A 26,111-nucleotide genomic window follows, 5' to 3' on the forward strand; every position below is an offset into this window, starting at 1 on the left:
TTTTAGTTTAGGTTGCTGTCACTACCCGTGGAAAGCGAAGCTTGCTTCTCAGGCAGATCGATTTCGTAGAAGGTATAGGACAAGGTGATCTGGTGAACGAATTTCGCTTCGCGATCGTTCACGATTTCCGGGTCGACAAAGAAACTGACCGGCATATTGACCCGTTCGCCGGGTTGCAGCACCTGCTCGGTGAAGCAAAAGCAGTCGATCTTGTCGAAATATCCGCCCGCCGAATAGGGCGCGACGTTATAAGACGCCTGCCCCGCTACGGCGTGGTCGGTCGGGTTATAGGCCTCGAAGAAGGCCAGACCGGTTTCGCCGATGCGCAGCGTCATTTCCCGCTGCACCGGTTTGAATTCCCACGGCATGTCGCGATCTTTTGAAGCATCGAACCGTATCGTGATGGTCTGATCCAGAATCGTGTCCGATCCGGCATCGGCGACATTGGTGGTGCCGCCAAAACCGGTGACCCGGCAGAACCAGTTGTAAAACGGCACCGATGCCCAAGCCAACGCCCCCATGGTCAGGACCACACCGACCAGCATCACCACGGTTTTGCTTTTTTTATCCATCGCCATGGCTCAGTTTTTCCCCTGCTGTTGTTGCAGGAAAGCCGGTTCCAGACCGCCACGGGTGACCTTGACCACGGTCAGACCGAAAACGATGGCAACGAAGCCCACCAGGACCAGACCAACGCCCAGATTGCGGCCAATCCGGCGCTTGTGCAGCTCGTGTTCGACTTTTTCGAACCCCATTCTACCAGCCTCCCAGCCCATAAGGTTTCAGTGTCGCTTCGACCAGAATCGCCCCGAAATGCAGAAACAGATAGATCAGCGACAATCCGAAAAAGCTTTTTTCCGAACGGTATTTATCCGCGCTGGCCGCGTCTTCGTCACGGCGCCAGATCTTCACCGCGCCAAACAGGAACAGCGCGTTCAACACCACCGAAACGGTCATATAGATCGGACCCCCGATCGAGGTCAGCCCGGCACCGATCGCCAGCGGTGCCAGCAAGATGGTATAGACAAGGATATGCTTGCGCGTGGACCGGCGACCATGGGTCACGGTCAACATCGGCACACCCGCCTTTTCGTAATCCGAATTCATGAACAGCGCCAAGGCCCAGAAATGCGGCGGCGTCCACATGAAGACCAGCAGGAACATCAACACCGATTCAAGGCTGACACCACCAGTGGCAACCGCCCAGCCGATCATCGGCGGGAACGCCCCGGCAGCGCCGCCAATCACGATGTTCTGCGGCGTCCAGCGTTTCAACCACATGGTATAAACCACCGCGTAGAAGAAGATGGTAAAGGCCAAAAGCCCCGCCGCCACAAAATTCGTCGCCAGACCCAGCATGATCACCGCAAAGGCCGACAGGGTGATGCCGATGGCCAGCGCGTCTTGCGGCGCGACCTTGCCCGACGGGATCGGTCGCGACGCGGTGCGTTTCATCACCTCGTCGATATCGGCATCCCACCACATGTTCAGCGCGCCCGAAGCCCCGCCGCCCACGGCGATGAACAACACGGCGCAAAAGGCGATGAACGGATGCACGTCGACCGGTGCGGCCAACAGCCCGACAAGCGCGGTAAACACCACAAGCGACATCACCCGCGGTTTCAGCAGGGCGAAATAATCGCCGAAACCCGCTTCGCCGGTCTGGGTCTGTGTATTCAGGCTTGCGTCGCTCATCTTGTGCCTTCCAAAACCGCACGGACCCGCGCGGCGCTTCGGTGGGAAAGGGTGGCCGCCCCTGAAACGGGGCGATCAGCCGCTGACTTAGTTGGCCGAGGCCAGCTTGACGCCCGGCAAGGTGGACATGTCGCCGGCATATTCGTCGACCGCGCCTGTCAGCCATTCATCATAGGCTTCCTGCGACACCACCTTGACGGTGATCGGCATATAGGCGTGATCCTTGCCGCACAGTTCCGAACACTGGCCGAAATAGATGCCTTCGCGTTCTGCCTTGAACCACAACTGGGCGATCCGACCCGGAACAGCATCCTGTTTCACACCAAAGGCCGGGATGGTCCAAGAATGGATCACGTCGGCACCGGTCACGTCCATGACGACGACCTTGTTGATCGGCACCACGACCTGCGTGTCGGTGGCCAGCAGATATTCATCGTCGGCATAACCGTACTCGGCCAAATCTTCGCGTTCCAGCTTGAAGCTTTCGAAGCCGAATTCGTGGTCGGTATATTCATAGCCCCAATACCACTGGTATCCGGTGACCTTGATGTGAATGTCGCCTTGGGGAATTTCCTGCTGCTTGAACAGAACCGGCAGCGAAAACGCGCCGATGACCACCAGAATCAAGATCGGCACGATGGTCCAGGCGATTTCCACTGGCGAATTATGGGTGAACGTCGCCGGGGTCGGATTTGATTTGCGGTTGAACCGCACGACCACGACAAGGATCAGCCCGATCACGAACAGGCAGATGGCGGTGGTGATGTACAAAAGCAAACCGTCCAGCGACTGCAGGTCGCGGGCCAGTTCTGTGGCAGCCGGCTGAAAGCCCAGCGCGCCGGAAACGGGTTTGCCGACGGTTTCGACATCCTGGGCAAGGGCCGGTGCCGCGATGGCGGTTGCTGCTGCGGCCGTGAGGCTAGAGATAAGTCGCATATGTCACCCTGATCGGTTGCGGTGTATTCTTCGGTTTTCTGCGGGGTCCCGACCTTTTGAGGTGGAATCCCATTGTTTTGTCGTCGCTAGAAATCATATTCTGTCATACAGAACAACAATTCCGATTGCGGCAAACGGACGCTTTTTTGATTTAGATCAAATCCGGGCTGCTGGAAAGACAGGAAAAAACAAACATGAGCGATATGCCTTTTCGCCCCTTCGAGCAGACGCTGGATCAAAATCATGCCCTTGGCCTGCTGCGCGACGCGACCGCCGGCGCCGAAGATGGCGAACTTTTTCTGGAACGCCGCCGGGCCGAAGCACTGGTTTTCGACGATGGCCGGGTGCGCAATGCGTCTTACGATGCGTCAGAAGGGTTCGGGTTGCGGGCGGTCAAGGGCGAAGTGACCGGCTATGCCCATTCCACCGAAATTTCCCAAGCCGCGCTGAAACGGGCCAGCGCCACCGCGCGACTGGCGGTGGGGGATGGCGGCGGCGTTCTGGCCGACCCGCCGCAAGCCACCAACAGGCGGCTTTATACCGATGATGACCCGATCGCCGGGGCGTCGTTTCCGGTCAAGATCGAAACCTTGCGGGAAATCGATGCCTTTTCGCGCGAGCTTGATTCGCGGGTCGTGCAGGTATCGGCCACCATCGCGGCCTCGCTGCAGGAAATCGAAATCCTGCGCCCCGACGGCACCCATCTGCGCGATGTGCGACCGATGACCCGGGTCAATGTCAGCGTCATCGTGGAACAGGATGGCCGCCGCGAAACCGGCACCGCCGGTGGCGGCGGGCGCGTCGGGTTGACCGGGCTTCTGGATCCCGCCGATTGGCAGGCCAAGGCGCGCGAAGCGTTGCGAATCGCCTTGGTTAACCTTGATGCAGAACCGGCCCCGGCCGGGGTTATGGATGTGGTGTTGGGGCCGGGCTGGCCCGGTATCTTGCTGCACGAAGCCATCGGGCACGGGCTGGAAGGCGATTTCAACCGCAAGGGATCAAGCGCCTTTGCCGGGCTGATGGGGCAGCAGGTCGCCGCCAAGGGGGTGACGGTTCTGGATGACGGCACCATCCCCGACCGGCGCGGATCGATCAGTTTTGACGACGAAGGCACCCCATCGGGGAAAAACGTGCTGATCGAAGACGGTATCTTGGTCGGCTACATGCAGGACCGGCAAAACGCCCGACTGATGGGGGTGAAACCCACCGGCAACGGACGGCGTGAATCCTATGCCCATGCACCGATGCCACGGATGACCAACACCTATATGATGGGCGGCGACGCGCGGCCCGAAGATATCGTCGCGGAGCTGAAGGACGGCATTTACGCGGTCGGGTTCGGCGGCGGTCAGGTTGACATCACCAACGGCAAATTCGTGTTTTCCTGCACCGAAGCGTATCGGGTTCAGAACGGCAAGGTCGGCGCGCCGGTACGGGGTGCGACCCTGATCGGTGACGGCGCCAATGCGCTGAAACGGATCCGGGCGCTTGGCAATGACATGGCGCTGGACCCCGGTATGGGCAATTGCGGCAAGGCCGGGCAATGGGTGCCGGTCGGCGTGGGCCAGCCCACAGTGATGATCGGCGGTCTGACCGTCGGCGGTTCAGCGGCCTGACGCCAAAGGCACGCCGTCGCGAATCCACAGAACGCTTTACCGCACATTAACCACCCGTGCGGTAAAGCTGGGTCCGTAACATGGCGGACCCAGCATGACCGACCCCAAAATGACGGCCCCTTCCCCCGAACCGATACGCCCCCCGCAAACGGATGAGGACCGGCTAAGCTGGATCAGGCTGTTGCGGTCGCCCCGGGTCGGGGTATCGACCTTCTATCGGCTGATGGGGGAACACGTATCGGCCCGCGCCGCGTTGCAGGCGCTGCCCGAGGTGGCCCGGGCCGCCGGTGTCGACACGTATACCCCCTGCCCCGATTCCGTGGCGCAGGCGGAATTGCAGGCGGCCCGCCATTGCGGTGCCAGCATGATCTGCATCGGCTCTCCCGATTATCCCGCCGCATTGGCCGAAATCCCGGATGCACCGCCGTTTTTCTGGGTGATCGGGCGGCAGGATGTGCTGTTGCAGCCGATGATCGCTTTGGTGGGGGCGCGCAATGCGTCGTCTCTGGGCACCCGCATGGCGCGCGGATTGGCCAAGGATCTGGCCGCGCAGGGGTATATCATCGTATCGGGCATGGCCCGCGGCGTCGATGCCGCCGCGCATCACGCCAGCCTGCAAACCGGCACCGTGGCGGTGATGGCGGGCGGCGCGGATGTGCTTTACCCGTCCGAAAACACCACCCTGGGGCAGGACATTGCGAAAACCGGGGCGCGGATTTCCGAACGCGCTTTCGGGCTCAACCCGCGACCGCGCGATTTTCCCCGCCGCAACCGGATCATTTCCGGGCTGGCCCAAGCGGTGGTGATTGTCGAAGCTGCAGCGAAATCGGGCAGCCTGATCACCGCCCGCAATGCGCTCGATCAGGGCCGCGACGTGCTGGCCGTGCCCGGCCATCCGTTCGATGCCCGCACCGGTGGCTGCAACATGCTGATCCGGGACGGGGCGCGGCTGATCCGCAATGCCGAGGACGTGATCGAAGCCTTGCCGCCCCGTTCTGCCCCGGCCAAACAGGCCCCGGCAGATCAGGTTGACTTGCCATTGGCCGAGCCCGATCGGCGCAAACCCGATCTGAAAAAGGTGGCGGACTTGCACCGGCAAATCCTGAACCGCCTTAGCCCGTCGCCATTGGCCGAGGATCAGTTGATCCGTGACCTGCACGCGCCGCCGCAAACCATCATGCCAGTACTGACCGATCTGGAACTCGAAGGCCGGATCAAACGACACCCCGGCGGCTTGCTGGCGCTGTCGTGATCAGGCTGGCTCCGCCTCAACCGCCACAATATTCCGGTATCACGTCACGCCAGGTGTCACAGAATGGCCACCCGGCCCACCAGGCATCGGTTCCGCCGATGGAAAACTCCACCACCACCCACATGTTTCCCGACTTGACGAAAATGGCTTCCATATGGACCCCGTCAGTGTCGTCCGGATAATAATCGCCACGCTGCGCCATCGGGGTCGTCGCCGGGTCGATCGCACCGCCGCCGGGACGCTGCGGCATCACCATGGCAAAGGCCACATCGCCCGACACGCGTAATTCATCCACGACGAATTGCACCGGCTTACCCAACTGCCACCAGGCATGTGGCCGCAGCGCGTCCATCAGGTCCTGGCGCAGGGCGGTGCCGCGCTGTGGTTCATACCAATCGCCCGCCGTCGCCGCCGATCCCCCGGTCAGGCCCAGCGCCAGAACCACGGCCAGAATGGTGTTTGATACCTTCATCGACTATCCTTTCACGCGTGCCGTGTCGTGGCGCGGCAAATTCCCCACGAAAGGGTGCCGTTTATGTGGCGGATTGACAATCCCCACCTGCTGCGCCCATTTTGCGCCGCCTATAGTGCCCGCCGTATTTTTCGAAAGGTTGTCCTTACCAATGCCCGTTGTCGTCGTAGAATCCCCAGCCAAAGCCAAAACCATCAACAAGTATCTGGGGTCCGATTACACGGTTCTGGCATCTTACGGGCATGTCCGCGATCTACCGCCCAAGGATGGGTCGGTCGACACCGAACATGAATTCGACATGACATGGGAAATCGGGGCCGATTCCCGCAAACATGTCAAAGCAATCGCGGACGCCTTGAAAGACGACAACGAACTGATCCTCGCGACCGACCCCGACCGCGAAGGTGAAGCCATCAGCTGGCATCTGGAAGAAGCGCTGCGCAAACGCCGCGCCATCAAGAAGGACACGCCGGTATCGCGCGTGGTGTTCAATGCGATCACCAAATCCGCCGTTACCGAAGCAATGCAAAACCCGCGTCAGGTCGATAACGATCTGGTCCATGCCTATCTGGCACGCCGGGCGCTGGATTATCTGGTCGGCTTCAACCTCAGCCCGGTCTTGTGGCGCAAACTGCCCGGCGCGCGGTCTGCCGGTCGGGTGCAATCGGTCTGCCTGCGGCTGATCGTTGAACGCGAAATGGAAATCGAAGCGTTCAATGCCCGCGAATACTGGTCGGTCAAGGCGATTCTGGCCACCCCAAGGGGTCAGGAATACGAAGCCCGCCTGACCGTTCTGGCCGGTGACAAGCTCGACAAATACAGCATCGAAAACGAAACTCAGGCTGAATTGGCAGTTCAGGCGATCAACAGCCGCGACCTGACCGTTCAATCGGTCGAAGCCAAACCCGGCAGCCGCAACCCGTCGGCCCCGTTCATGACTTCGACCCTGCAACAAGAAGCCAGCCGCAAATTCGGCATGGGTGCGCGGCAATGCATGAATGCCGCTCAACGGCTCTACGAAGCCGGGTACATCACCTATATGCGGACCGATGGTATCGACATGGCGCCCGAAGCGGTCACCGCCGCGCGCGCCGAAATCGAAACCCGCTATGGCAAGGACTACGTGCCCTCCAGCCCGCGCATTTATAAGAACAAGGCCAAGAACGCCCAGGAAGCGCATGAATGTATCCGCCCGACGGACATGTCGCGCGATCCCGGCCAGTTGGCCAAGCTGGAAACCGATCAACGCCGGCTTTACGATCTGGTGTGGAAACGCACGATTTCGTGCCAGATGGAAGCCGCGCGGCTGGAACGCACCACCGTCGATATCGGCAGCAATGACGGCCAGATCGTGATGCGCGCCACCGGTCAGGTGGTTCTGTTTGACGGCTTCTTGCGGGTCTATGAAGAAGGCCGCGACGATGTGGTTGTGGACGAAGACGACAATCGCCTGCCGCAGATTTCCCAGGGCGAAAAGGCCGACAAGCGCACGATCAGCCCGGAACAGCATTTCACCCAGCCGCCGCCGCGCTATACCGAAGCGACCTTGGTCAAGAAGATGGAAGAACTGGGCATCGGCCGGCCGTCGACCTATGCCAGCGTGATCACCACGATTCAGGACCGCGAATATGTCCGCAAGGATAAAAACCGTCTGTTCCCCGAAGACAAAGGCCGAATCGTCACGATCTTCTTGCTGAATTTCTTCCGCAAATATGTCGGCTATGATTTCACCGCCCAGTTGGAAGAACAGCTTGACGACGTGTCGGCAGGCGAACGCGATTACAAGGATGTTCTGGCGCGGTTCTGGCGCGATTTTTCCGCCGCGATTTCCGAAACGTCCGAATTGCGGATCACCGAAGTTCTGGATGTGCTGGACGACGCGCTGGCCCCACAACTGTACCCGCCGCGCGAAGACGGCACCGACCCGCGCATCTGCCCGAAATGCGGCGAAGGCAAGCTGCACCTGAAAACCTCGCGCACCGGCGGCTTTGTCGGCTGCGGCAATTATCCCGAATGCACCTATACCCGGCCCATCGCGGGCGAAGGCGCAGATGGCGACGAACGGCTTCTGGGCATGGATGGCGAAGACGAAATCCACCTCAAAGCAGGCCGATTCGGCCCCTATGTGCAACGCGGCGAACCGACCCCGGAAAACAAGAAGCCGCCGCGCGCCTCCTTGCCCAAAGGGTGGTCCAAGGATGATATGGATCTGGAAAAGGCGCTGACCCTGCTCAGCCTGCCGCGCGAAATCGGGATGCATCCCGAAGGCGGGGAAATCAAATCCAATTTCGGACGCTTCGGCCCCTATATCATGCACCAACTGCCGGATGACGCCAAACCGGTCTATGCCAATCTCAAAGACCCGAATGACGTGTTCGAAATCGGCATGAACCGGGCGGTCGAACTGTTGGCTGAAAAGCGCGCCAACGGTCCGGGACGCGGTCGCGGCGCGGCGGTAAAACCGCTCAAGGAACTGGGCGAACATCCCGATGGTGGTGCGATCAACGTGATGGAGGGCCGTTACGGGCCTTACGTCAAATGGGAAAAGGTGAACGCCACCCTGCCCAAGGATGTCGACCCCAAGGATGTGACGCTGGAAACGGCAGTCGAACTGGTCAACGAAAAGGCCGCCAAGAAAAAACCGGCCAAGAAGGCGGCGGCCAAAAAGGCCCCAGCCAAGAAAGCCGCCACCAAAAAGACCACGGCGAAGAAACCGGCGGCCAAGAAAACCGCAGCCAAGAAAGAAGACCCCTCGGGCTAGTCACCGCATCAAGCCGCCGCACCGAATGCGCGGCGGGCGTATTACTACGTATTGGCTCTGCCCACATGGTTTCGCTACAAGCGGACAGCGCGTTCGCGGCGGGCTGTTGCGCGGGGGGTCTTCATTGACAGCCGCCTTTGCCCGCTGCACTCATGGCGTGAAGATCTTTGAGGGAGACATCGATGAAAAAAGTCTACGCAAACGCTGCCGAGGCGCTGGACGGGCTGCTGTTCGACGGCATGCAGATCGCCGCTGGCGGTTTCGGCCTCTGCGGCATTCCCGAGTTGCTGATCGCGGCGATCCGCGACGCCGGGACCAAGGATCTGACCGTCGCGTCCAACAATGCCGGTGTCGATGACTTCGGTCTGGGCGTTTTGCTGCAAAGCAAGCAGGTCAAGAAGATGATGTCGTCCTATGTGGGCGAAAACGCCGAATTCATGCGTCAGTACCTGTCGGGTGAACTTGAACTGGAATTCAACCCGCAAGGCACCCTGGCCGAACGGATGCGCGCCGGTGGCGCGGGCATTCCCGGTTTCTACACCAAGACCGGCGTCGGCACCGTGATTGCCGAGGGCAAGGAACACAAGGATTTCAACGGCGAAACCTATATCCTTGAGGAAGGCATCTTTGCCGATCTGGCGATCGTCAAAGCATGGAAGGCCGACTCCACCGGCAACCTGATTTTCCGCAAGACCGCCCGCAACTTCAACCCGCCGGCGGCAATGTGCGGCAAGGTCTGCGTCGTCGAGGTCGAAGAAATCGTCGAACCCGGTGATCTGGACCCCGATAAAATCCACCTGCCCGGCGTCTATGTCCACCGCATCATCAAGGGCGAACACGAAAAGCGCATCGAACAGCGAACTGTTCGGAAACGGGAGGAAGCATAATGCCCTGGGATCGCAATCAAATGGCCGAACGGGCCGCGCAGGAACTCGAAGACGGCATGTATGTGAACCTCGGCATCGGCATCCCGACGCTGGTGGCGAATTATGTCGGCGACAAGGACATCACCCTGCAATCGGAAAACGGCATGCTGGGCATGGGTCCGTTTCCCTTCGAGGGCGAAGAAGATCCCGACCTGATCAATGCGGGCAAACAGACCATCACCGAACTGCGCCGCACGTCCTATTTCGACAGCGCCACCAGCTTCGGCATGATCCGGGGCGGTAAAATCGCCGCGGCGATTCTCGGCGCGATGGAAGTCAGCGAAAAAGGCGATCTGGCCAACTGGATGATCCCCGGCAAGTTGGTCAAGGGCATGGGCGGCGCGATGGATCTGGTTGCGGGCGTTGGCCGTGTGGTGGTGGTCATGGACCACACCAACAAACATGGCGACAGCAAGGTTCTGAAGGAATGCACCCTGCCGCTGACCGGCAAGGGCGTCGTGGATCGGATCATCACCAATTTCGGCGTTCTGGACGTGACCCATAAGGGCCTGCACATCGTCGAACTGGCCCCCGGCGTCAGCCGCGAAGACATGATAGCGGCGACCGAAGCGACCATCGTTTGACGAAATTGCGCCCGGCTTCACCGCCGGGCGTTCAATTCGCCGTCACAAAGACACAGCCGTCTGAAATCAGCAGCGGCGGCGTTTTACACAATCCACGCGCCACCGAATAAGCGGCCAGAACCTTGGGCACGTAATCGCGGGTTTCGGCATAGGGCGGCACCCCGCCATGATCGCGCACCGCGCCTTCGCCGGCATTATAGGCCGCCAGCGCAAGAATCGGATCGCCGTCGAATTCGCCCAGCAACCAATCCAAGTACGCCACGCCCCCGCGGATGTTTTCCCCCGCATTCAGGCTGTCATCGACCCCGAATCGTTCCGCTGTCGCCGGGATCAACTGCATCAGCCCTTCCGCCCCGGCGCTGCTGATCGCATCCGCCCGACCGGCGGATTCCACCGAAATCACCGCCAGAACCAAGGCTGGCGACACCTTGGTGCCGATCGTGTTGAGCAACATCGCCGCCCCTTGGGCACGAACGATGGGCAACATGTCGTTCAACCGCGGCGCCGTCACCGCCTGCCCTTTGGGTGGTTTACCCAGCGCTGCCAGCGCCGTTTCCAACCGGTCGGCATTGCCTTGTGCGGCATCGGGCGACACGGTTTCCCAGAACCAACCAAACCGACCCGCGACCGGTTTGGCTTCAACCGGCACATTGGCGACGACCGGCTTTTTCAACGCGGCCTGCTGTTCAGCCGGATCGATCTGCACCGTGATCCGTTTCTGCCCCGGCTTGGGCGGTGAGATGCGTTTGAAGGTAAAGTCGGGAAACGGCGCCGGGGCTTCTGCCCGCACCGATACGCTTGCCAGCATCACACTGACCGTCAACGATATAAGGACGCCGGGTTTCATGGCTGCCCTGCTCTGCCTCATTATTATTGCCTGACAGTATCGCAGAAAACCAAGGCGTGAGCCAGATTTCTTGGCAAAAGCGCCCCAATCGCCCTTTTTTTTGCCATATTCTTGTGAATTCGAGGGAAGAAGCACAGGTAAAATCAATATTTTTACATTTATTTTCAATGATTTATATCTATTAGATTAAAATTATCAAATTGCTTACTTTAAATTGTATTTTCGCCAAATTGCCGCCCCATTCAAAGGTCTAAATACAGTCATACCACGACGGGGACAGGCAGTGAGAGAGCCGACACGTTACCGCCGCGGGCAACCTGAGACATACATTCACTGGAGAGAAACCATGATCAACTTCATCAAGAACTTCCGCAAAGACGAAGACGGCGCCGTAACTGTTGACTGGGTCGTGCTGACCGCAGCCGTTGTTGGCCTGGGCATCGCAGCCGTGACCACCGTTTCGGGTGGCATCGACACCGCAGCCACCACGCTGACAACCGACCTGGGCACCAGCATGACTTCGGCGGCTGGCGTCAACTAATTCCGGCCTGACTTCGGTCAGACCAAAGGGCCGCGCCTGATATCAGGCGCGGCCCTTTTTTTCATTCTGCGGAACCGTCCCGAAAGAACCGTGAAAACGTCGTTAACAAATCCTTTTCACGCCCAATTCTCGCCCCATTCAAAGGTCTAAATACAGTCATACCACGACGGGGACAGGCAGTGAGAGAGCCGACACGGTCCCGCTGCGGACAACCTGAGACACATATTCACTGGAGAGAAACCATGATCAACTTCATCAAGAACTTCCGCAAAGACGAAGACGGCGCTGTAACGGTTGACTGGGTCGTGCTGACCGCAGCAGTTGTTGGCCTGGGCATCGCAGCCGTGACCACCGTGCGCGGCGGCATCGACACCGCAGCCACCACGCTGACAACCGACCTGGGCGCCAGCATGACTTCGGCGGCGGCTGTCGGCGACTAATTGCGGCCTGACTTCGGTCAGACCACAGGTCGCGCCTGATATCTGGCGCGGCCAACCCTGAAATGCGCAAGCGACCGGGTTTCATGAAAGGATCAGGAAATGGTCCTGAACAAAACCTTTTCGCGCCGCAATCCTGCCCCATTCCGACGCCCTAATGCTGCCTACACCGCGACAGCACACGGCAAAAACAAGGTGGAATCGCCACCGTCGGGGCCGGAAACGTCGCTTTTCAGGAGAATGACCATGATCACCTTCATCAAGAAATTCCGCCAGGACGAAGACGGCGCCGTCACGGTTGACTGGGTCGTGTTGACCGCCGCCGTTGTTGGCCTGGGCATTGCCGCCGTTGCCACCGTTTCCAATGGCATCGACACCGCGAGCAATACGCTGGTCAACGATCTGACCACGGACATGAGCACCGCAACGTCGACCAACTAGCCCGGCCCGGCCGGGTCCCATCGCAGACCGCACCCTTATCGGTTCGGCGCTGTGTGATCATCAGGGCCGCGTTACCCACAGTTCGCAATATGCGGCTGAAAAAATCAGGCGCCTCCCCCTGTGATTGTCTGAGTGTTTCGTTTTTCAAACGAGTTTTTGGGGGATTCGCCCATGTTGCATCAGATCAAATCCAAAATTCATCGCTATTCGATGAAGGAATGCGGCGCAGTGACCATCGAATGGGTTGTCCTGACCGCCGCCATTGTGGGCATCGCCATTGCCGCCACCATTCCGGTTTTTTCCGGCACCGAAAGTGTCGCGGAAACGGCAAGCAGTTCGATGCAAACCGCGATGACAGAAGCAGGTGCAACCAACTGAATACCCGGTTGTTGACGCCCCGGCTCCATCATTTCGCCGTAATTACCGACTATTTTAAGGTCATCGAAAATTTACGTCCGATCCAGATCGGTCGACAAAAGAGAAAGGATAAGCCATGCGTGCAATATTCGGATTGGTCCTGATCGTCGGGCTGGGTCTTGCTGGTTTCGCCGTCTATATGGCGAATAATTACATTTCGGGTTTCGAAGCCGAGCTGGCCCGCGCCAAAAGCGCCCAGACCAGCACTGTTGAACTTGTGGAAGTCGCGGTTGCCAACCGGGCCCTCGCCTATGGCGAAACGCTGACTCCCAAGGATGCGCGGCTGGTGAAATTCCCGGTTCAGGCGCTGCCCGAAGGTGTGTTTTCCACCGCGGCGGACCTGTTTCCCAACCCTGAAAACCCGCAACAACGCCGCGTCGTGCTGCGCCAGATCGAAAAGAACGAAGCCATCCTTGCGGTCAAGATCACCAAACCGGGCGAAGAGGCCGGCCTGACATCACGGTTGGATCGCGGCATGCGGGCCTTTGCCATTGAAGTGGATGTCGCCAGCGGCGTGTCCGGTTTCCTGCGTCCGGGCGATCGTGTCGATGTTTATTGGACCGGCGAAAGCCGCACCGGTGGCCCCAATGACCGGCGCGAATTCACCAAGCTGATCGAAAGCTCGGTCAGCCTGATTGCGGTCGACCAGAGTTCCACCAACGAAACCGCGACCGCCTCCATCGCCCGCACCGTGACGGTCGCGGCGACACCGAACCAGGTCGCCGCACTGGCGCAGGCGCAATCGACCGGGAGGCTATCGCTTTCGCTGGTCGGTGCCGAAGATGACACCATCGCCGCCGCGATCGAAGTGGATCAACGCGATCTGCTGGGCATCATCGAAGAAGCCCCGGTCGAACGGATCGAAGTGAAAGAACAGGTCTGCACCATCCGAACCCGTCGTGGTGCCGAAGTGGTCGAAATTCCGATCCCCTGCACCAACTAAGCGCAATCACGGCCATAAATATGGGGCGGTCGCATCTGCGGCTGCCCCGTTGCATTTCAGCCGCAGCCAGACCCGAAATCCCTCCAAACCGGATGAAAATCGGACGTGAACCTATTGATTCTTGCAAAAATTCAGAAATTCGCGCAGTCTGCCCGATATAAACGGGCATCAGACCCGGCATTGAGGCGTGATCGAAAAGGCAGGTCACATGAAAAACCGAATGATATTCAAGGCCGCGCTTGTTGGTCTGACAGTCGCTTTGGGCACCACTCAGGTGCCGCAGACGGCCATGGCCCAGAACCTGCGCGTGGTTAAAAACGGCGCATCTTCCAGTCTGAAGGTGCCGATGAGCCGTGCCGTGGTGGTGGAAAGCGAATCCCCCTTCGCCGAACTGTCGATCGCCAATCCAGCGATTGCCGATATTTCGTCATTGTCGGACCGGTCGATCTATGTGCTGGGCAAATCGCCGGGCACCACCACCCTGACATTGCTTGATGCGCAGGGCAGTCTGATTGCCAATGTCGATGTGGTTGTCGCCGCCGATGTGACCGAATTCAAGGAACGGCTGCGCCAGATCCTGCCAGGTGAAAAAATCGAGGTGCGCACCGCCAATGACGGTATCGTGCTGTCGGGCACCGTGTCCTCTGCCGCGAAACTGGCAAGCGCGCTCAGCCTGGCCGAACGCTATGCGCCCGAACGGGTGTCCAACCTGATGAAAGTGGGCGGTGTTCAGCAGGTCATGCTGAAAGTCCGCTTTGCAGAAATGCAGCGTAACGTGTCCAAATCGCTTAGTTCGTCGCTGTCGCTGAACGGCAATAGCGGTGGGTTGACCATGAACGGCGGGTCGAACACCACCAACACGTCGGGCGGTGTTGCCACCGCACTTGGCGGCAACATCCCGTCGGTGAACGAAAATAACGGTGCCATGCTGTTCGGCTTCGGCGTTGGATCTGTCGAAGTCGGGGTTTTACTAGAAGCCCTTGAAAGCAAGGGCGTTGTCCGGACGCTGGCCGAACCGAACCTGACCGCCTTGTCGGGTCAGGAAGCCAAGTTTCTGGCCGGTGGCGAATACCCGGTCCCGGTCAGTCAGGATAACGGCGCAATTACGGTCGATTTCAAACCCTTCGGTGTGGAACTGAATTTCGTGCCCCGCGTGGTCGATGGCGACCTGATTAATCTGGAACTGAAGGCGGCGGTGTCCGCGCTCGATTCCTCGAACGGCTATTCCACCGATGCCTTCACCATCGACGCTTTCCGCCGCCGCGAAACCTCGACCACTGTGGAAATGCGCGACGGTGAAAGCTTTGCCATTGCCGGATTGCTGCAGGACGATTTCGTCGACCTGAACAGTCAGGTTCCTTGGCTGGGCGACATCCCGATCCTTGGCGCGTTGTTCCGCAGCGCCGAATACCAGCGGTCACAGTCCGAATTGGTGATCATCGTGACCGCCCATCTGGTGACCCCGACCCGGGGCGAAGCCTTGGCGCTGCCGACCGACCGGATCAAACCGCCGTCGGAAAAGGACCTGTTCCTCTTTGGCCGGGTGTCACGCGACGGATCGCGCAAACTGAAAGGCGCGGCTGGCGAAGTCGCCCGTCAGGATTTCAGCGGCTCTTACGGCTATGTGATGGAGTGATCGAATGAAGACCGCTTTTCTCAAGATCGCTTTGCTGGGCAGCGTCGCCTTGATCGCCGGATGCGAAAACACCGACGGGTATTCCACCTTCACCGGCGAAGCAGGTGCCTTGGTGGCAGGTGGCGATTTCGGCAATGCCACCCTGAACAATAGTCAAATTCAGTCGGGTGAAAAAACCTTTGTCAGCAATCTGGCCCACCGGTTTGCCGAAGAAGTGCCCACAACCATCAATTTCGAATTCAATTCGGCCCGGATCGATGCGCAATCCGCTGCGGTTCTACGGCAACAGGCTGATTGGATTCGCCAATTCCCCGAAGTCCGGTTCAAGGTTTACGGCCATACCGACGCGGTTGGCAGTGCCAGCTATAACTATGGCTTGGGCAAACGTCGCGCCAATGCGGTGGTGCGGGTTCTGTCGCAATACGGCATCAGCCGGTCGCGGTTGGAAGCGGTGGTATCGCAGGGCGAAACCCAGCCGTTGATCATGACCGAAAACCGCGAACGTCAAAACCGGCGCACTGTGACCGAAGTCACCGGCTTTGTCCGCCGTCATCCCACGGTCATGGATGGCCGATATGCGCAAATCATCTATCGCGATTATGTCGAAAGCGCCGTTGTCCCCACCACGCTGACCGGAATCGAAAACAGCGTGACCGCCGGTAGCACGGAATAAGAACAATGCGGCGATCCGGGCGAGGATCGTCCGGAAATACCGCACAATTTCGATAGTTTGGCCCTAATCTCGCCCAGATTCCCCGCGATCTTAACCTCATACGGAGTAGTGCGTCTGGCATCAGCCAGATGCGGCGCTCGCGGGATGAGGTAACGGGGCACGTAAAAACCCGACCTTGCATTGCCCGCAGCGTTCGAGCTGAAGGACAAGAGGCAATGACGAGTAGCGACAATCCAACGGCAGAAGCCAGCCCGATCCTGGCCTGCACGATAAGTCGGGACGTTCAGAACTTCGATTTGTTGATCGAAGACATGGAAGCGGTGATGGGCGAAGCCTGGGGTGACCTGGGATTTGCCGATGCGCTTGCCTTTTTTCAGCAACCAGATGCCAGTTCCCTGGAATTCGTCGCCATTGCCATCGACCGCAATGACGAAGACAATCTGGTCCTGCTCGGCGATATCATTTCGTCGGCCAAGCGGCTGGGCATCAAGATCATCCTGATCGCCGAAGAAGTCACCCCAGCGGCGCTGCATCAATTGCTGCGTCAGGGGGCCGATGAATTCGTCCCCTACCCGCTGCCGGAAAACGAATTGCAGGCCGCAATCGAACGGTTGCGCGCCCCCGCTCCGATGCCCGAAACACCCGATGGCGCCGCAGAGGACGCGGATGAAAGCGATACCGAATCCATTTCCCGCACCCTGAAATCGGCGCATGATCGCGAAGGCGTGGTCATCGCCGTCCATGCCTTGGCTGGCGGCACCGGGGCAACGACCCTGGTGACAAATCTGGGATGGGAACTGATCGCCGGCGTCAAGAAAAAGGAAACGCCGCCACGGGTTTGCATCATTGATCTGGATCTGCAATTTGGTTCGGTTTCGACCTATCTCGACCTGCCCCGCCGTGATGCGGTTTATGAATTGCTGTCCGACACCGAAGCCTTGGATGACGATTTGTTCACCCAGGCCTTGATGTCCTACAAAGACAAGCTTCACGTGCTGACCGCGCCCAAGGAAATGCTTCCGCTGGATCTGGTCGGATCAGAAGACATTCTGCGAATCATCACCATCGCGCGGCGTCATTTCGACTATGTCCTCATCGATGTGCCCAGAACTCTGGTGCAGTGGTCCGAAACCGTGCTGAACGCCGCACATGTCTATTTCGCCATGCTGGAACTGGACATGCGCTCGGCGCAGAACGCCTTGCGGCTCAAGCGGGCGTTGCAATCCGAAGACCTGCCGTTTGAAAAACTGCGCTTCGTGTTGAACCGGGCCCCGAAATTTACCGATCTAAGCGGCAAATCACGGGTCAAGCGGATGGCGGACAGTCTTGATATTTCGATCGACCTGCAAATGCCCGATGGCGGCAAACAGGTGACACAGGCCGGGGATCACGGCACGCCCTTGGCCGAAAGCGCAGCCAAGAATCCGTTGCGCAAGGAAATCGCCAAACTGGCCGCTTCGCTTCACGAACTCGGCCAGTCAGAGGCGGATTAATTTAAATTAGGGGGACCACGCGATGTTTTCACGATACAAAAAAAACGACAGCGGCAAAGCCGCCGCACAGACCACTGCAAAAGTAGTGGAACTGCCCAAGGCAACGGAACCCCGTCTCGCCGCCGCGAAACCTGTCAGCATCCGCAAACCGGCCCAGAAGGCCGCAGCGCAATCGGTCCCGCAGGACAAGGAACGCAAACGCAAGGAACGGTTGTCGGAAATCAAGCTGGAACTGCACCGCGCCTTGCTGGACAATCTCAACCTGTCCGCGCTGGAAACGGCCACCGAAACCGATCTGCGGTCTGAAATCAGCTCGATCTCTGCCGAAGTTCTGGAAGAAAAAGGCATCGTTCTGAACCGCGAAGACCGGACCCAGCTGTTTCAGGAACTTTATGATGAAGTCACCGGGTTAGGCCCGCTGGAAACCCTGCTGAAAGACGACAGCGTCAACGATATTCTGGTCAACGGGCCTAAGCGGATCTTCGTGGAACGCGATGGCAAGCTGGAACTGAGCGACATTACCTTCAAAGATGAAAAGCACCTGTTGCGGATCATCGATAAAATCGTGTCGGCGGTGGGACGTCGGGTCGACGAATCGAATCCTTATGTCGATGCCCGCCTGGCCGACGGGTCGCGGTTCAACGCGATGGTTGGCCCGATCGCGGTCGACGGGTCGCTGGTGTCGATCCGGAAATTCAAAAAAGACAAGCTGGGCATTGACGAACTGGTTGGGTTCGGCGCCTTTTCCGAAGAAATGGCCGCCTATCTTCAGGCTGCCGTCGCCACCCGGTTGAACATCATCGTGTCGGGCGGGACCGGGTCGGGGAAAACCACCACGTTGAATGCCCTGTCTGGTTTCATCGACAATTCCGAACGTATCCTGACCATCGAAGACACCGCCGAATTGCAACTGCAACAGGTTCATGTCGGCCGAATGGAAAGCCGCCCGCCCAATGTCGAAGGCAAAGGCGAAGTCAGCCCGCGCGACTGTCTGAAAAACGCGCTGCGGATGCGGCCGGATCGGATCATCGTCGGCGAAACCCGTGGCGAAGAAGTGATCGACATGCTGCAGGCGATGAATACCGGCCATGACGGGTCGATGACCACGATCCACGCCAACAATCCGCGCGATGGGCTCAGCCGATTGGAAAACATGATCGCCATGTCCGGCGTTGAAATGCCGCTCAAGGCGGTGCGCAGTCAGATTTCCTCGGCGGTAAACCTGATCGTTCAGGCGTCGCGGCTTCAGGACGGCAGCCGCCGGATGACCTCGATCACCGAAATCACCGGCATGGAAGGCGATGTGATCTCGATGCAGGAAGTGTTCCGCTTTCAACGCGTCGGCCTGACCCCGGAAAACAAGATCATCGGTCACTTCACCGCGACCGGTGTGCGCAGCCACTATTCGGAACGGTTCCGTTTGTGGGGCTACGACCTGCCCGCCGAAATTTTTGAACCTGTCGCTGCGGAGTAACGCTGATGTCGATTCCCATTCAACCGCTTATCTACGGTCTGATCTTTGTCGGTGTTCTGGTCATCGTCGAAGGGATCTATTTGACCGTTTTCGGACGCTCGATCAGCCTCAACAGCCGGGTCAACCGCCGGCTCGACATGCTGGAAAAGGGCGGCAACCGCACCGAGGTGATGGAAAAACTCCGCAAGGAGATGGGCCAGCATATGCAATGGCGCACCATCCCGGTCTATTCGGTTCTGGCCGCCAAGGCACAAAAGGCGGCGATTGCCTTTTCCCCCCCCCAACTGCTGATGATCATGGCCGGACTGTCGGCGATGGCCTTCGTGGGGCTGACCGTAGGCACCCAGACCGGCTTGCCGATCCGCGCCGGGGCGTCGGTGGCAATGGGGGTCGGCGGCGTGTTCATATGGATTTCCAGCAAGGCCAAGAAGCGCCTGTCGATGATCGAAGAACAACTGCCCGATGCCATCGAATTGATGGTGCGGTCGTTGCGGGTCGGCCATCCGTTCAGTTCCGCCATTCAGATCGTCGCCCGCGAAGTGGCCGATCCGCTGGCCACCGAATTCGGTATGATCGCGGACGAAGCCCAATATGGCCGCGATGTCGGCGAGGCGCTCAAAGACATGGCCGAACGGTTGGAAATGCAGGATCTGCGCTTTCTCGCCGTGGCGGTGACGATTCAGCAGCAATCGGGCGGTAACCTGGCCGAAATTCTGGCTGGTCTGGCCAAGGTGATCCGTGCCCGGTTCCGCCTGTTCCGCCGGGTCAAAGCGATCACCGCCGAAGCGCAATGGTCGGGCAAATTCCTGTCGGGCTTCCCGCTCATGGCGTTGGTCGGCATCAACCTGACCGATCCGCATTATTACGATGACGTTCTGGATCACCCGATGTTCATCCCCGCCTGTGTTGGGGTGGGCGTGTTCCTGGTGGCGAACATGTTCGTGATGCGGATGCTGGTGAACATCAAGGTCTGAGGAGAACTGCTATGGATATCGTCACTTCAATTTTCGGCGCATCTGCCAGCGGGGCCGGACCATTGCTGTTGGCAGGGTTTCTGGGCATCGCCCTGATCCTGATCACGCTGCCATTCCTGTTCAAATCGCGCGAAGATCCTCTCGACAAGTTGAAAAAGGATGCCCACCGGGATGATCCCATTCGCGGCAGGCCGCTGCGCACCGCCAAAAGCGGTCAGAAGCTGGAAAAATATTCCACCTTTCTGGAACCGCAGGATGAAGAAGAATATTCCAACATCCGGATGAAACTGACCCAGGCCGGATACCAGTCGAAAGAGGCCGTGCTGATCTATCACTTCAGCCAATTCGCGCTGGGGATCGGGCTGCTGGTCGTGGGTGTGGTATATTACCTGCTGTTCAAATCTGGCGGCGAAACCGATCCGACCAAGATGATGATGTATATTCTTGGCCCCGGTATCGCTGGCTACATGGCACCGAAATACTGGGTCACGCGCCGGCAACAGGCGCGCAAGGACGAAATCACCGACGGGTTTCCCGATGCGCTCGACATGATGCTGGTCTGCGTCGAAGCGGGGCAATCGATGGATCAGTCGATCATCCGCGTCGCCGGGGAAATCCGCGCCTCCTATCCGGCGCTGGCCGATGAATTCGCGATCGTGTCGCAGCAGGTCAAGGCGGGCAAAGATAAAGCCAACGTTCTGGCCGATATGGCCGAACGCTGTGGCGTGCAGGATGTGTCCAGCTTCGTGACCGTGATGGTGCAATCGCAGACCTTCGGCACCTCGATCGCCGAAGCGCTCAGGGTATATGCCGGGGAAATGCGTGACAAACGCGTCATGCGGGCGGAAGAGAAAGCAAATAAGTTGCCTACCAAGATGACCCTTGCCACAATGATGCTGACCGTGCCGCCGTTGTTGATCATTCTGGTCGCGCCGTCGGTGATCGGGATCACGGCCTTGGGTAAATGAGCAGATAACACATGAAACGCATTCGCACCGGGCTTGGACTGGTTGCACTCATCGCTCTGGCCGCCTGTTCAACAGGCGGCCTTGGCGCGTCTGACGAAGTCTATGCGCCGGGCATCGCGCCGCGCGGGCAGGCGATTGACGGGCTGGTTGTCGGTCAACGCCTGATGCAGGCGGGGGAATACGAATTGGCGCTCGATGCCTATTCCCGCGCCGCGCTGGACCACGGCATGACCGTCGATGTGCTGTCCGGGATCGGCACCGCCAATCTGGGGCTGGGCCGTCTGGGTCAATCCGAACGCCAGTTGCGGCAGGCGGTTGCGACCGATCAGGCCATCCCGGAAGTCTGGAACAATCTGGGCGTTGTGCTGATGGAGCGGGGCAAACTGGCCGAGGCGACACAGGTCTTCAAAAAGGCCTATGCGCTCGACAATGGCGAAAGTGACTCAATTCGCGATAATTTGCGCTTGGCACTCGCAAAATTCGAAAATCCAGATTATGATGACGTGTTAGAACAAGAATATAAATTGGTACAGCGCGGCAGCGGCAGCTATGTCCTGCGCCGGATACCATGACATGGCAAGAGCAGTACAAGGACGCAAAACATGCGCCATCCCCTTCTTGTGACTCTGGGTCTGACGGCCGCGTTGGGCCTGTCCGCCTGCGAAGAGATCCGTGGTAAAAATCAGGTCGACCGCGCGATGAGCGCGGTAAACGCGGTGGACGAAAACAATCTCAGCGACATCATGCTGACGGTGGCGGATGCCGATGAAGCGGTGAATTACTTCAAACGTGCCGCCGCCGACAATCCCGACCGGATGGATCTGCAACGCGGGTTGGCAAAATCGCTAGTCCGGGCCGGGCGCGCAACCGAAGCCGTGCCAGTCTGGCGCAAGGTCACAAAATCGACCGAGGCGACCAATGACGACCGCGTCGATCTGGCCGATGCGTTGATCCGCACCGGCCAATGGGACGATGCCGATGCCGCGCTGGATGCGATCCCACCGACCTTTGAATCCTTCAAACGCTACCGGCTCGAAGCTATGGTCGCCGACAGCAACAAGGAATGGAAAAAGGCCGACAGTTTCTATGAAACCGCCATCGGCCTGACCACCCGCCCCGCCAGTGTGCTGAACAACTGGGGCTATTCCAAACTGACCCGGGGCGATTATTCCGAAGCCGAACGCTTGTTTGGCGAAGCGGTCCGCAACGACCCGGCGCTGTTTACTGCCAAGAACAACATCGTTCTGGCCCGCGGTGCACAGCGCAATTATTCCCTGCCGGTGATCCCGATGGATCAGGTCGAACGCGCCCAGCTATTGCATACACTGGGTCTGAGCGCTGTAAAACAAGGCGATGTCGAAACCGCCAAAGGTCTGTTGCGCGAAGCGATCGACACCCATCCGCAACATTTCGAAGCCGCAGTGCGCAGCCTGCGGGCGCTGGAAAGCTGACGCCCCGGTGTCCGTGATTTCCACCATCGCCCCGACCCTGCAGCTACCGCAATCGGTGGCGCTGTGGCTGTTTGTGGTCAGCCTGCCCGCCTGCCTGTGGTCGGCCTGGAGCGACCTGCGGATCATGAAAATCCCCAACAAGGCGGTGATGTTGCTCACCATTGCCTTTGTGGTGGCCGCGCCTTTTCTGATGTCGCTACAACAGGTCGGATGGCAATTGCTGCAACTGGTCATCCTGTTGCTGATCGGCATGGTGATGAACGGTGCCGGACTGATCGGCGCGGGGGATGCGAAGTTCACCGCCGCCGCAGCGCCTTATATCATGCTGGGCGATTGGAAACTGGTGGTGATGTTGTTCGCCACGGTGACGCTGGCTTCCGTCGCTACCCACCGTCTGGCCGGTCTGACCCCGCTGCGCAACCTGGCCCCCGACTGGGAAAGCTGGACTCGCAAGGGCGATTTCCCGATGGGCCTGCCCTTGGGCTTCACCCTGTCGCTCTACCTGCTGATCGGGGCGGTTTACGGCGGCTGACGGCCTGTGCTGCCGCGCCCCTGCCCCGTTGACTCCCGTCTTCCGCCCCCCGGACCCAGCCGATTTATATCAAATCGACCCGATCCCGCGCGGTTTTCTCCCTTTTTTTGCCCTACTCTGCTGCCACTGTCAGGATTGACGCCGTTCACTGGCAACGCATCGATGACAAGAGCAGGACATGATATGAACATGCAGGTTTCCCCCAACGCCGGCGTTACCCCGCCACCGCCGCCCAGCAGCCTTGAGGATATCCGCCTTCCGATCCCGATGATGCGCGATATCCTGTTGAAAACCATGTTCCGCAAAAGCGTCAGCACCGTCGCCGATGCCGCTGCCGCGCTGTGTCTGCCGCGCATGGTGACGCAGGAACTGATCGATATTGCGCGCGGCCAGAAACTGCTCGAAGCGACCGGCACCCTGAATGCCAATTCCGGCAATGAAATGGGCTATCAACTGACCGATGCGGGCAAGGCGCGGGCGTTGGATGCGCTGGCGCAGTCGGAATATTACGGCGCGATGCCGGTGCCGCTGGATGTCTACCGCCAACAGATCAAGCGCCAGTCGATCCGCGACATTCAAATCACCCGGCAACAACTGGTTCAGGCGATGGGTCATCTGGTCTTGCCCTCTGACCTGTTGTCGAACCTTGGTCCCGCCGTCAGCTCGGGCCGTTCGATCCTGATGTACGGCCCGCCGGGCAATGGTAAATCCTCGATCTCGAACGGCATCCGCGATGCGATGGGCGATAAGATCTATGTCCCCCGCGCGATCGAATATTCCGGCCAGGTGATCACCGTCTACGACCCGATCGTACATTCCAAGGCCGAAGCGATCGAAGACGACCCGCATTCCCTGCGCCGCAAGAAAGGCTTCGACAGCCGCTATGTCCGCTGCGACCGCCCCACCGTGATCACCGGCGGCGAACTGACGCTCGATATGTTGGATTTGAAATACAACCCCACCGCCCGCACCTATCAGGCGCCTTTGCAGCTTAAAGCGACGGGCGGCATTTTCATCGTCGACGACCTTGGCCGCCAATCCGAACCGCCGCAATCGCTGGTCAACCGCTGGATCGTGCCGCTGGAAGAAAACAAAGACATCCTCGCCCTGCAATCGGGCGAAAAATTCGAAGTGCCGTTCGACACGCTGGTGATCTTTTCGACCAACTTCCACCCCAATGAGATTTTCGACCAGGCCGCGCTGCGGCGGATTTTCTACAAGATCAAGATCGACGGGCCGTGCCAGGAAGATTACCTGAAAATCTTTGCCCTCGTGGCCAAGAAGAAGGGCATGCCGCTAGACGAAGACTCCTTGGTGCATTTGTTGCAGAATAAATATCCGACCATCGACAGCATCTATGCCAATTATCAGCCGGTGTTCCTGATCGATCAGATGATTTCAATCTGCGATTTCGAAGGCATCCCCTATCAGATGTCCCCCGACCTGATCGACCGGGCCTGGGCCAACATGTTCGTGCGCGACGAAGTGATCGTGAAGTGACGCCTTAACACCCTGGTTTCGCGTCACTTCCGAACGGTCACGCCGGTTTATTACGCCGGGTCAGCGGCGAAAATGACTTGCAGGATTTCTGCCTGCTTGCCTCGGTCGCCGCCGGAAAGTGCACCAATGGTCTGGCCCGGTGCGGCTTGAATCCCTGCCGCGTTCAACCGCATCAGCCCGGATTCGGCCGTTTCGCCGGTCAATGCGATCACCTTTTCGACCGGCGCACGCCCCATCCCCTGCATCACCGCCGCCACCGGGCTGGCGTTTCCGCCGCCACCAAGAGGAAGAAACGATGCCGCCAGAAGCAGGGCACCTGCTCCGATGATCGCCATCGCCTTGGGCCGTTTGAAATAGGTCTTGAACGCCCGGAAGTTGACTGCCAGATGCAATCCCACCCCCGCCAACAAAGCCCAACTCAACCACTCATGTGCCACCTTGTTAAGCCCGGTATCGAGATGGAAAAACATCAATACGCCGGTCACGCCGGAAATCGTGAAGGCCCCGATGGTCAAAGGTGTCGCAAAGTTACGAAGGGATGCCATGTCAAAACTCCTGATTTGAACGTCATGACTGGTACGCAACACCCATTGCGATCTGTTGCATCCCGCGCGAATATCGGACTTGCGCCTCGGTCATGGACTTCGGCTGCCCTCGTCCCCTCGTATTCCCGAACCGGCAGGCTTAAATAACGGTTATGACATCTTTTTCAGCCCCGCTTGCCCATTGGATCGGTATCAATCGCGCGCGACGTCAGCGAAAAACTGCTGGCAACAGCAACAGCCAGATAGAAGGCTTAATCGGCTCTGGCCAATCCGTTAATTTCAGGCACGATAGCGCTTGCTGGAAACTCTATGAAATGCGAATGAACATAGCATGAACACGTATTCGCTCACCTTGTCAGGCGTCAAACTGGAAGCGATGAAATCGGGTGCGCTATACTGGCCCGACCAACGCTTGCTTTGCGTCTCGGATTTGCATCTGGGCAAATCCGAACGGATCACCCGTTTGGGCGGTGCGATGCTACGCCCCTATGACACCCGCGAAACGCTGGCACAGCTGGAACGCGACCTGCTGGCGACGGCGGCGAATTCGGTGATCTGCATTGGCGCCAGCTTCGACGACAGCGCGTCTTCACGCGGGATCAGCGAATCGGATGTGATGTGGATCACCCGGATGCAGGCGGGTCGCCGCTGGGTCTGGCTTCAGGGCAACCACGATCCCGGCCCTCTGGCCATCGGCGGCACCCATATGGCCGAATTGCCGCTGCCGCCGCTTAGTTTCCGCCATCTTGCCCGGATCGGGGCCAGCGGCGAAATATCGGGGCATTACCACCCCAAGGCGCGGGCGATGGCGCAGGACCAATCGGTCAACCGCCCCAGTTTCCTGATCGACAGCGACCGGATCATCATGCCAGCCTATGGTGCCTTTTCCGGCGGGCTGCAAAGCAGCCACGAAGTATTGACCGGGCTGATGCGCCCCGAAGCGATGGCGATCCTGACCGGACCGACCCTGTTGCCGATACCGATGCCACGCGACTAG

The 26,111-nt window shown here is 59.2% G+C and carries 28 protein-coding genes; 21 read left to right on the forward strand and 7 right to left on the reverse strand.

Translation table 11 applies throughout. From position 1 onward, the window contains the following. Window positions 1–2: 2 nt before the first annotated feature. The 4 genes from TG4357_RS05680 to coxB all read right to left on the reverse strand — a co-directional run bounded on the left by TG4357_RS05680 (window position 3) and on the right by coxB (window position 2,631). Window positions 3–578: a cytochrome c oxidase assembly protein gene (locus tag TG4357_RS05680; RefSeq protein ID WP_058261899.1), complete on the reverse strand. Its 576-nt coding sequence runs from the start codon at window positions 576–578 to the stop codon at window positions 3–5. Window positions 579–581: 3 nt separating this feature from the next. Beyond that, on the reverse strand, window positions 582–755 hold the full coding sequence (locus TG4357_RS19670) for a cytochrome c oxidase system small membrane protein (RefSeq protein ID WP_168370971.1): 174 nt from the start codon (window positions 753–755) through the stop codon (window positions 582–584). 1 nt (window position 756) lies between these two features. Beyond that, window positions 757–1,695, reverse strand: a complete 939-nt coding sequence (cyoE, locus tag TG4357_RS05685) for a heme o synthase (protein ID WP_058261900.1) — start codon at window positions 1,693–1,695, stop codon at window positions 757–759. Between the two features lie 87 nt (window positions 1,696–1,782). Next, the gene (coxB, locus tag TG4357_RS05690) at window positions 1,783–2,631 is read right to left on the reverse strand and encodes a cytochrome c oxidase subunit II (RefSeq protein WP_058261901.1); all 849 of its coding nucleotides are present in this window, start codon (window positions 2,629–2,631) and stop codon (window positions 1,783–1,785) included. A gap of 194 nt (window positions 2,632–2,825) precedes the next feature. On the opposite strand from coxB, the gene tldD reads away from it, so the two are divergent. Next, window positions 2,826–4,247, forward strand: coding sequence for a metalloprotease TldD (gene tldD / locus TG4357_RS05695; protein WP_058261902.1), 1,422 nt, complete (start codon window positions 2,826–2,828; stop codon window positions 4,245–4,247). Window positions 4,248–4,341: 94 nt separating this feature from the next. Next, window positions 4,342–5,499: a DNA-processing protein DprA gene (dprA, locus tag TG4357_RS05700; RefSeq protein WP_058261903.1), complete on the forward strand. Its 1,158-nt coding sequence runs from the start codon at window positions 4,342–4,344 to the stop codon at window positions 5,497–5,499. Window positions 5,500–5,515: 16 nt separating this feature from the next. Here dprA and TG4357_RS05705 read toward each other — a convergent pair whose 3' ends face one another. Then, window positions 5,516–5,971 carry a hypothetical protein gene (locus tag TG4357_RS05705; RefSeq protein WP_058261904.1) on the reverse strand — a complete coding sequence of 152 codons (456 nt, stop codon included), beginning with the start codon at window positions 5,969–5,971 and terminating at the stop codon, window positions 5,516–5,518. A gap of 151 nt (window positions 5,972–6,122) precedes the next feature. On the opposite strand from TG4357_RS05705, the gene topA reads away from it, so the two are divergent. The 3 genes from topA to TG4357_RS05720 all read left to right on the forward strand — a co-directional run bounded on the left by topA (window position 6,123) and on the right by TG4357_RS05720 (window position 10,242). Next, window positions 6,123–8,732, forward strand: coding sequence for a type I DNA topoisomerase (topA, locus tag TG4357_RS05710; protein ID WP_058261905.1), 2,610 nt, complete (start codon window positions 6,123–6,125; stop codon window positions 8,730–8,732). Between the two features lie 182 nt (window positions 8,733–8,914). Next, window positions 8,915–9,619, forward strand: a complete 705-nt coding sequence (locus TG4357_RS05715) for a CoA transferase subunit A (RefSeq protein ID WP_058261906.1) — start codon at window positions 8,915–8,917, stop codon at window positions 9,617–9,619. Continuing rightward, the gene (locus TG4357_RS05720; protein WP_058261907.1) at window positions 9,619–10,242 is read left to right on the forward strand and encodes a 3-oxoacid CoA-transferase subunit B; all 624 of its coding nucleotides are present in this window, start codon (window positions 9,619–9,621) and stop codon (window positions 10,240–10,242) included. The genes TG4357_RS05715 and TG4357_RS05720 overlap by 1 nt, the downstream gene beginning before the upstream one ends. A gap of 31 nt (window positions 10,243–10,273) precedes the next feature. Here TG4357_RS05720 and TG4357_RS05725 read toward each other — a convergent pair whose 3' ends face one another. Beyond that, a complete protein-coding gene (locus TG4357_RS05725) occupies window positions 10,274–11,089 on the reverse strand; it encodes a lytic transglycosylase domain-containing protein (protein ID WP_058261908.1) in 816 nt (271 codons plus the stop codon). Window positions 11,090–11,435: 346 nt separating this feature from the next. Between TG4357_RS05725 and TG4357_RS05730 the strand changes: the two genes are divergently transcribed. The 15 genes from TG4357_RS05730 to TG4357_RS05800 all read left to right on the forward strand — a co-directional run bounded on the left by TG4357_RS05730 (window position 11,436) and on the right by TG4357_RS05800 (window position 24,569). After that, entirely contained in the window at window positions 11,436–11,630 is a 195-nt protein-coding gene (locus tag TG4357_RS05730; protein WP_058261909.1) for a Flp family type IVb pilin, read from the forward strand. A 242-nt stretch (window positions 11,631–11,872) separates the two neighbouring features. After that, the gene (locus tag TG4357_RS05735) at window positions 11,873–12,070 is read left to right on the forward strand and encodes a Flp family type IVb pilin (RefSeq protein ID WP_058261910.1); all 198 of its coding nucleotides are present in this window, start codon (window positions 11,873–11,875) and stop codon (window positions 12,068–12,070) included. A 237-nt stretch (window positions 12,071–12,307) separates the two neighbouring features. Beyond that, window positions 12,308–12,508, forward strand: coding sequence for a Flp family type IVb pilin (locus TG4357_RS05740; RefSeq protein ID WP_058262394.1), 201 nt, complete (start codon window positions 12,308–12,310; stop codon window positions 12,506–12,508). A gap of 171 nt (window positions 12,509–12,679) precedes the next feature. Then, a complete protein-coding gene (locus tag TG4357_RS05745) occupies window positions 12,680–12,886 on the forward strand; it encodes a hypothetical protein (RefSeq protein ID WP_058261911.1) in 207 nt (68 codons plus the stop codon). A gap of 115 nt (window positions 12,887–13,001) precedes the next feature. Next, window positions 13,002–13,868 carry a Flp pilus assembly protein CpaB gene (gene cpaB / locus TG4357_RS05750; RefSeq protein WP_058261912.1) on the forward strand — a complete coding sequence of 289 codons (867 nt, stop codon included), beginning with the start codon at window positions 13,002–13,004 and terminating at the stop codon, window positions 13,866–13,868. A gap of 220 nt (window positions 13,869–14,088) precedes the next feature. Next, complete coding sequence (locus TG4357_RS05755) at window positions 14,089–15,504, forward strand: type II and III secretion system protein family protein (protein ID WP_175473941.1); 1,416 nt, start codon at window positions 14,089–14,091, stop codon at window positions 15,502–15,504. Between the two features lie 4 nt (window positions 15,505–15,508). After that, a complete protein-coding gene (locus tag TG4357_RS05760) occupies window positions 15,509–16,177 on the forward strand; it encodes an OmpA family protein (RefSeq protein WP_058261914.1) in 669 nt (222 codons plus the stop codon). A gap of 215 nt (window positions 16,178–16,392) precedes the next feature. Then, complete coding sequence (locus TG4357_RS05765; protein ID WP_058261915.1) at window positions 16,393–17,670, forward strand: CpaE/TadZ family protein; 1,278 nt, start codon at window positions 16,393–16,395, stop codon at window positions 17,668–17,670. Window positions 17,671–17,692: 22 nt separating this feature from the next. Further along, a complete protein-coding gene (locus TG4357_RS05770; protein WP_058261916.1) occupies window positions 17,693–19,144 on the forward strand; it encodes a TadA family conjugal transfer-associated ATPase in 1,452 nt (483 codons plus the stop codon). Window positions 19,145–19,149: 5 nt separating this feature from the next. Beyond that, on the forward strand, window positions 19,150–20,118 hold the full coding sequence (locus TG4357_RS05775; RefSeq protein WP_058261917.1) for a type II secretion system F family protein: 969 nt from the start codon (window positions 19,150–19,152) through the stop codon (window positions 20,116–20,118). 11 nt (window positions 20,119–20,129) lie between these two features. Beyond that, window positions 20,130–21,086, forward strand: coding sequence for a type II secretion system F family protein (locus tag TG4357_RS05780; protein WP_058261918.1), 957 nt, complete (start codon window positions 20,130–20,132; stop codon window positions 21,084–21,086). A gap of 11 nt (window positions 21,087–21,097) precedes the next feature. After that, window positions 21,098–21,658 carry a tetratricopeptide repeat protein gene (locus tag TG4357_RS05785; RefSeq protein WP_058261919.1) on the forward strand — a complete coding sequence of 187 codons (561 nt, stop codon included), beginning with the start codon at window positions 21,098–21,100 and terminating at the stop codon, window positions 21,656–21,658. A 30-nt stretch (window positions 21,659–21,688) separates the two neighbouring features. After that, window positions 21,689–22,537 carry a tetratricopeptide repeat protein gene (locus TG4357_RS05790; RefSeq protein WP_058261920.1) on the forward strand — a complete coding sequence of 283 codons (849 nt, stop codon included), beginning with the start codon at window positions 21,689–21,691 and terminating at the stop codon, window positions 22,535–22,537. A 7-nt stretch (window positions 22,538–22,544) separates the two neighbouring features. Continuing rightward, window positions 22,545–23,069 carry a prepilin peptidase gene (locus TG4357_RS05795; protein ID WP_233487433.1) on the forward strand — a complete coding sequence of 175 codons (525 nt, stop codon included), beginning with the start codon at window positions 22,545–22,547 and terminating at the stop codon, window positions 23,067–23,069. A gap of 183 nt (window positions 23,070–23,252) precedes the next feature. Beyond that, window positions 23,253–24,569, forward strand: a complete 1,317-nt coding sequence (locus TG4357_RS05800; protein WP_058261921.1) for a DUF8689 domain-containing protein — start codon at window positions 23,253–23,255, stop codon at window positions 24,567–24,569. Window positions 24,570–24,619: 50 nt separating this feature from the next. Here TG4357_RS05800 and TG4357_RS05805 read toward each other — a convergent pair whose 3' ends face one another. Then, window positions 24,620–25,114 (reverse strand): DUF4405 domain-containing protein, encoded by a 495-nt coding sequence (locus TG4357_RS05805; protein ID WP_058261922.1) that lies wholly within the window; start codon window positions 25,112–25,114, stop codon window positions 24,620–24,622. A gap of 331 nt (window positions 25,115–25,445) precedes the next feature. Here TG4357_RS05805 and pdeM point away from each other — a divergent pair, with 331 nt between their 5' ends. Continuing rightward, window positions 25,446–26,111 (forward strand): ligase-associated DNA damage response endonuclease PdeM, encoded by a 666-nt coding sequence (gene pdeM, locus TG4357_RS05810; RefSeq protein WP_058261923.1) that lies wholly within the window; start codon window positions 25,446–25,448, stop codon window positions 26,109–26,111.

The organism is Thalassovita gelatinovora (assembly GCF_001458355.1).
In the GTDB taxonomy this organism is placed as follows: domain Bacteria; phylum Pseudomonadota; class Alphaproteobacteria; order Rhodobacterales; family Rhodobacteraceae; genus Thalassobius; species Thalassobius gelatinovorus.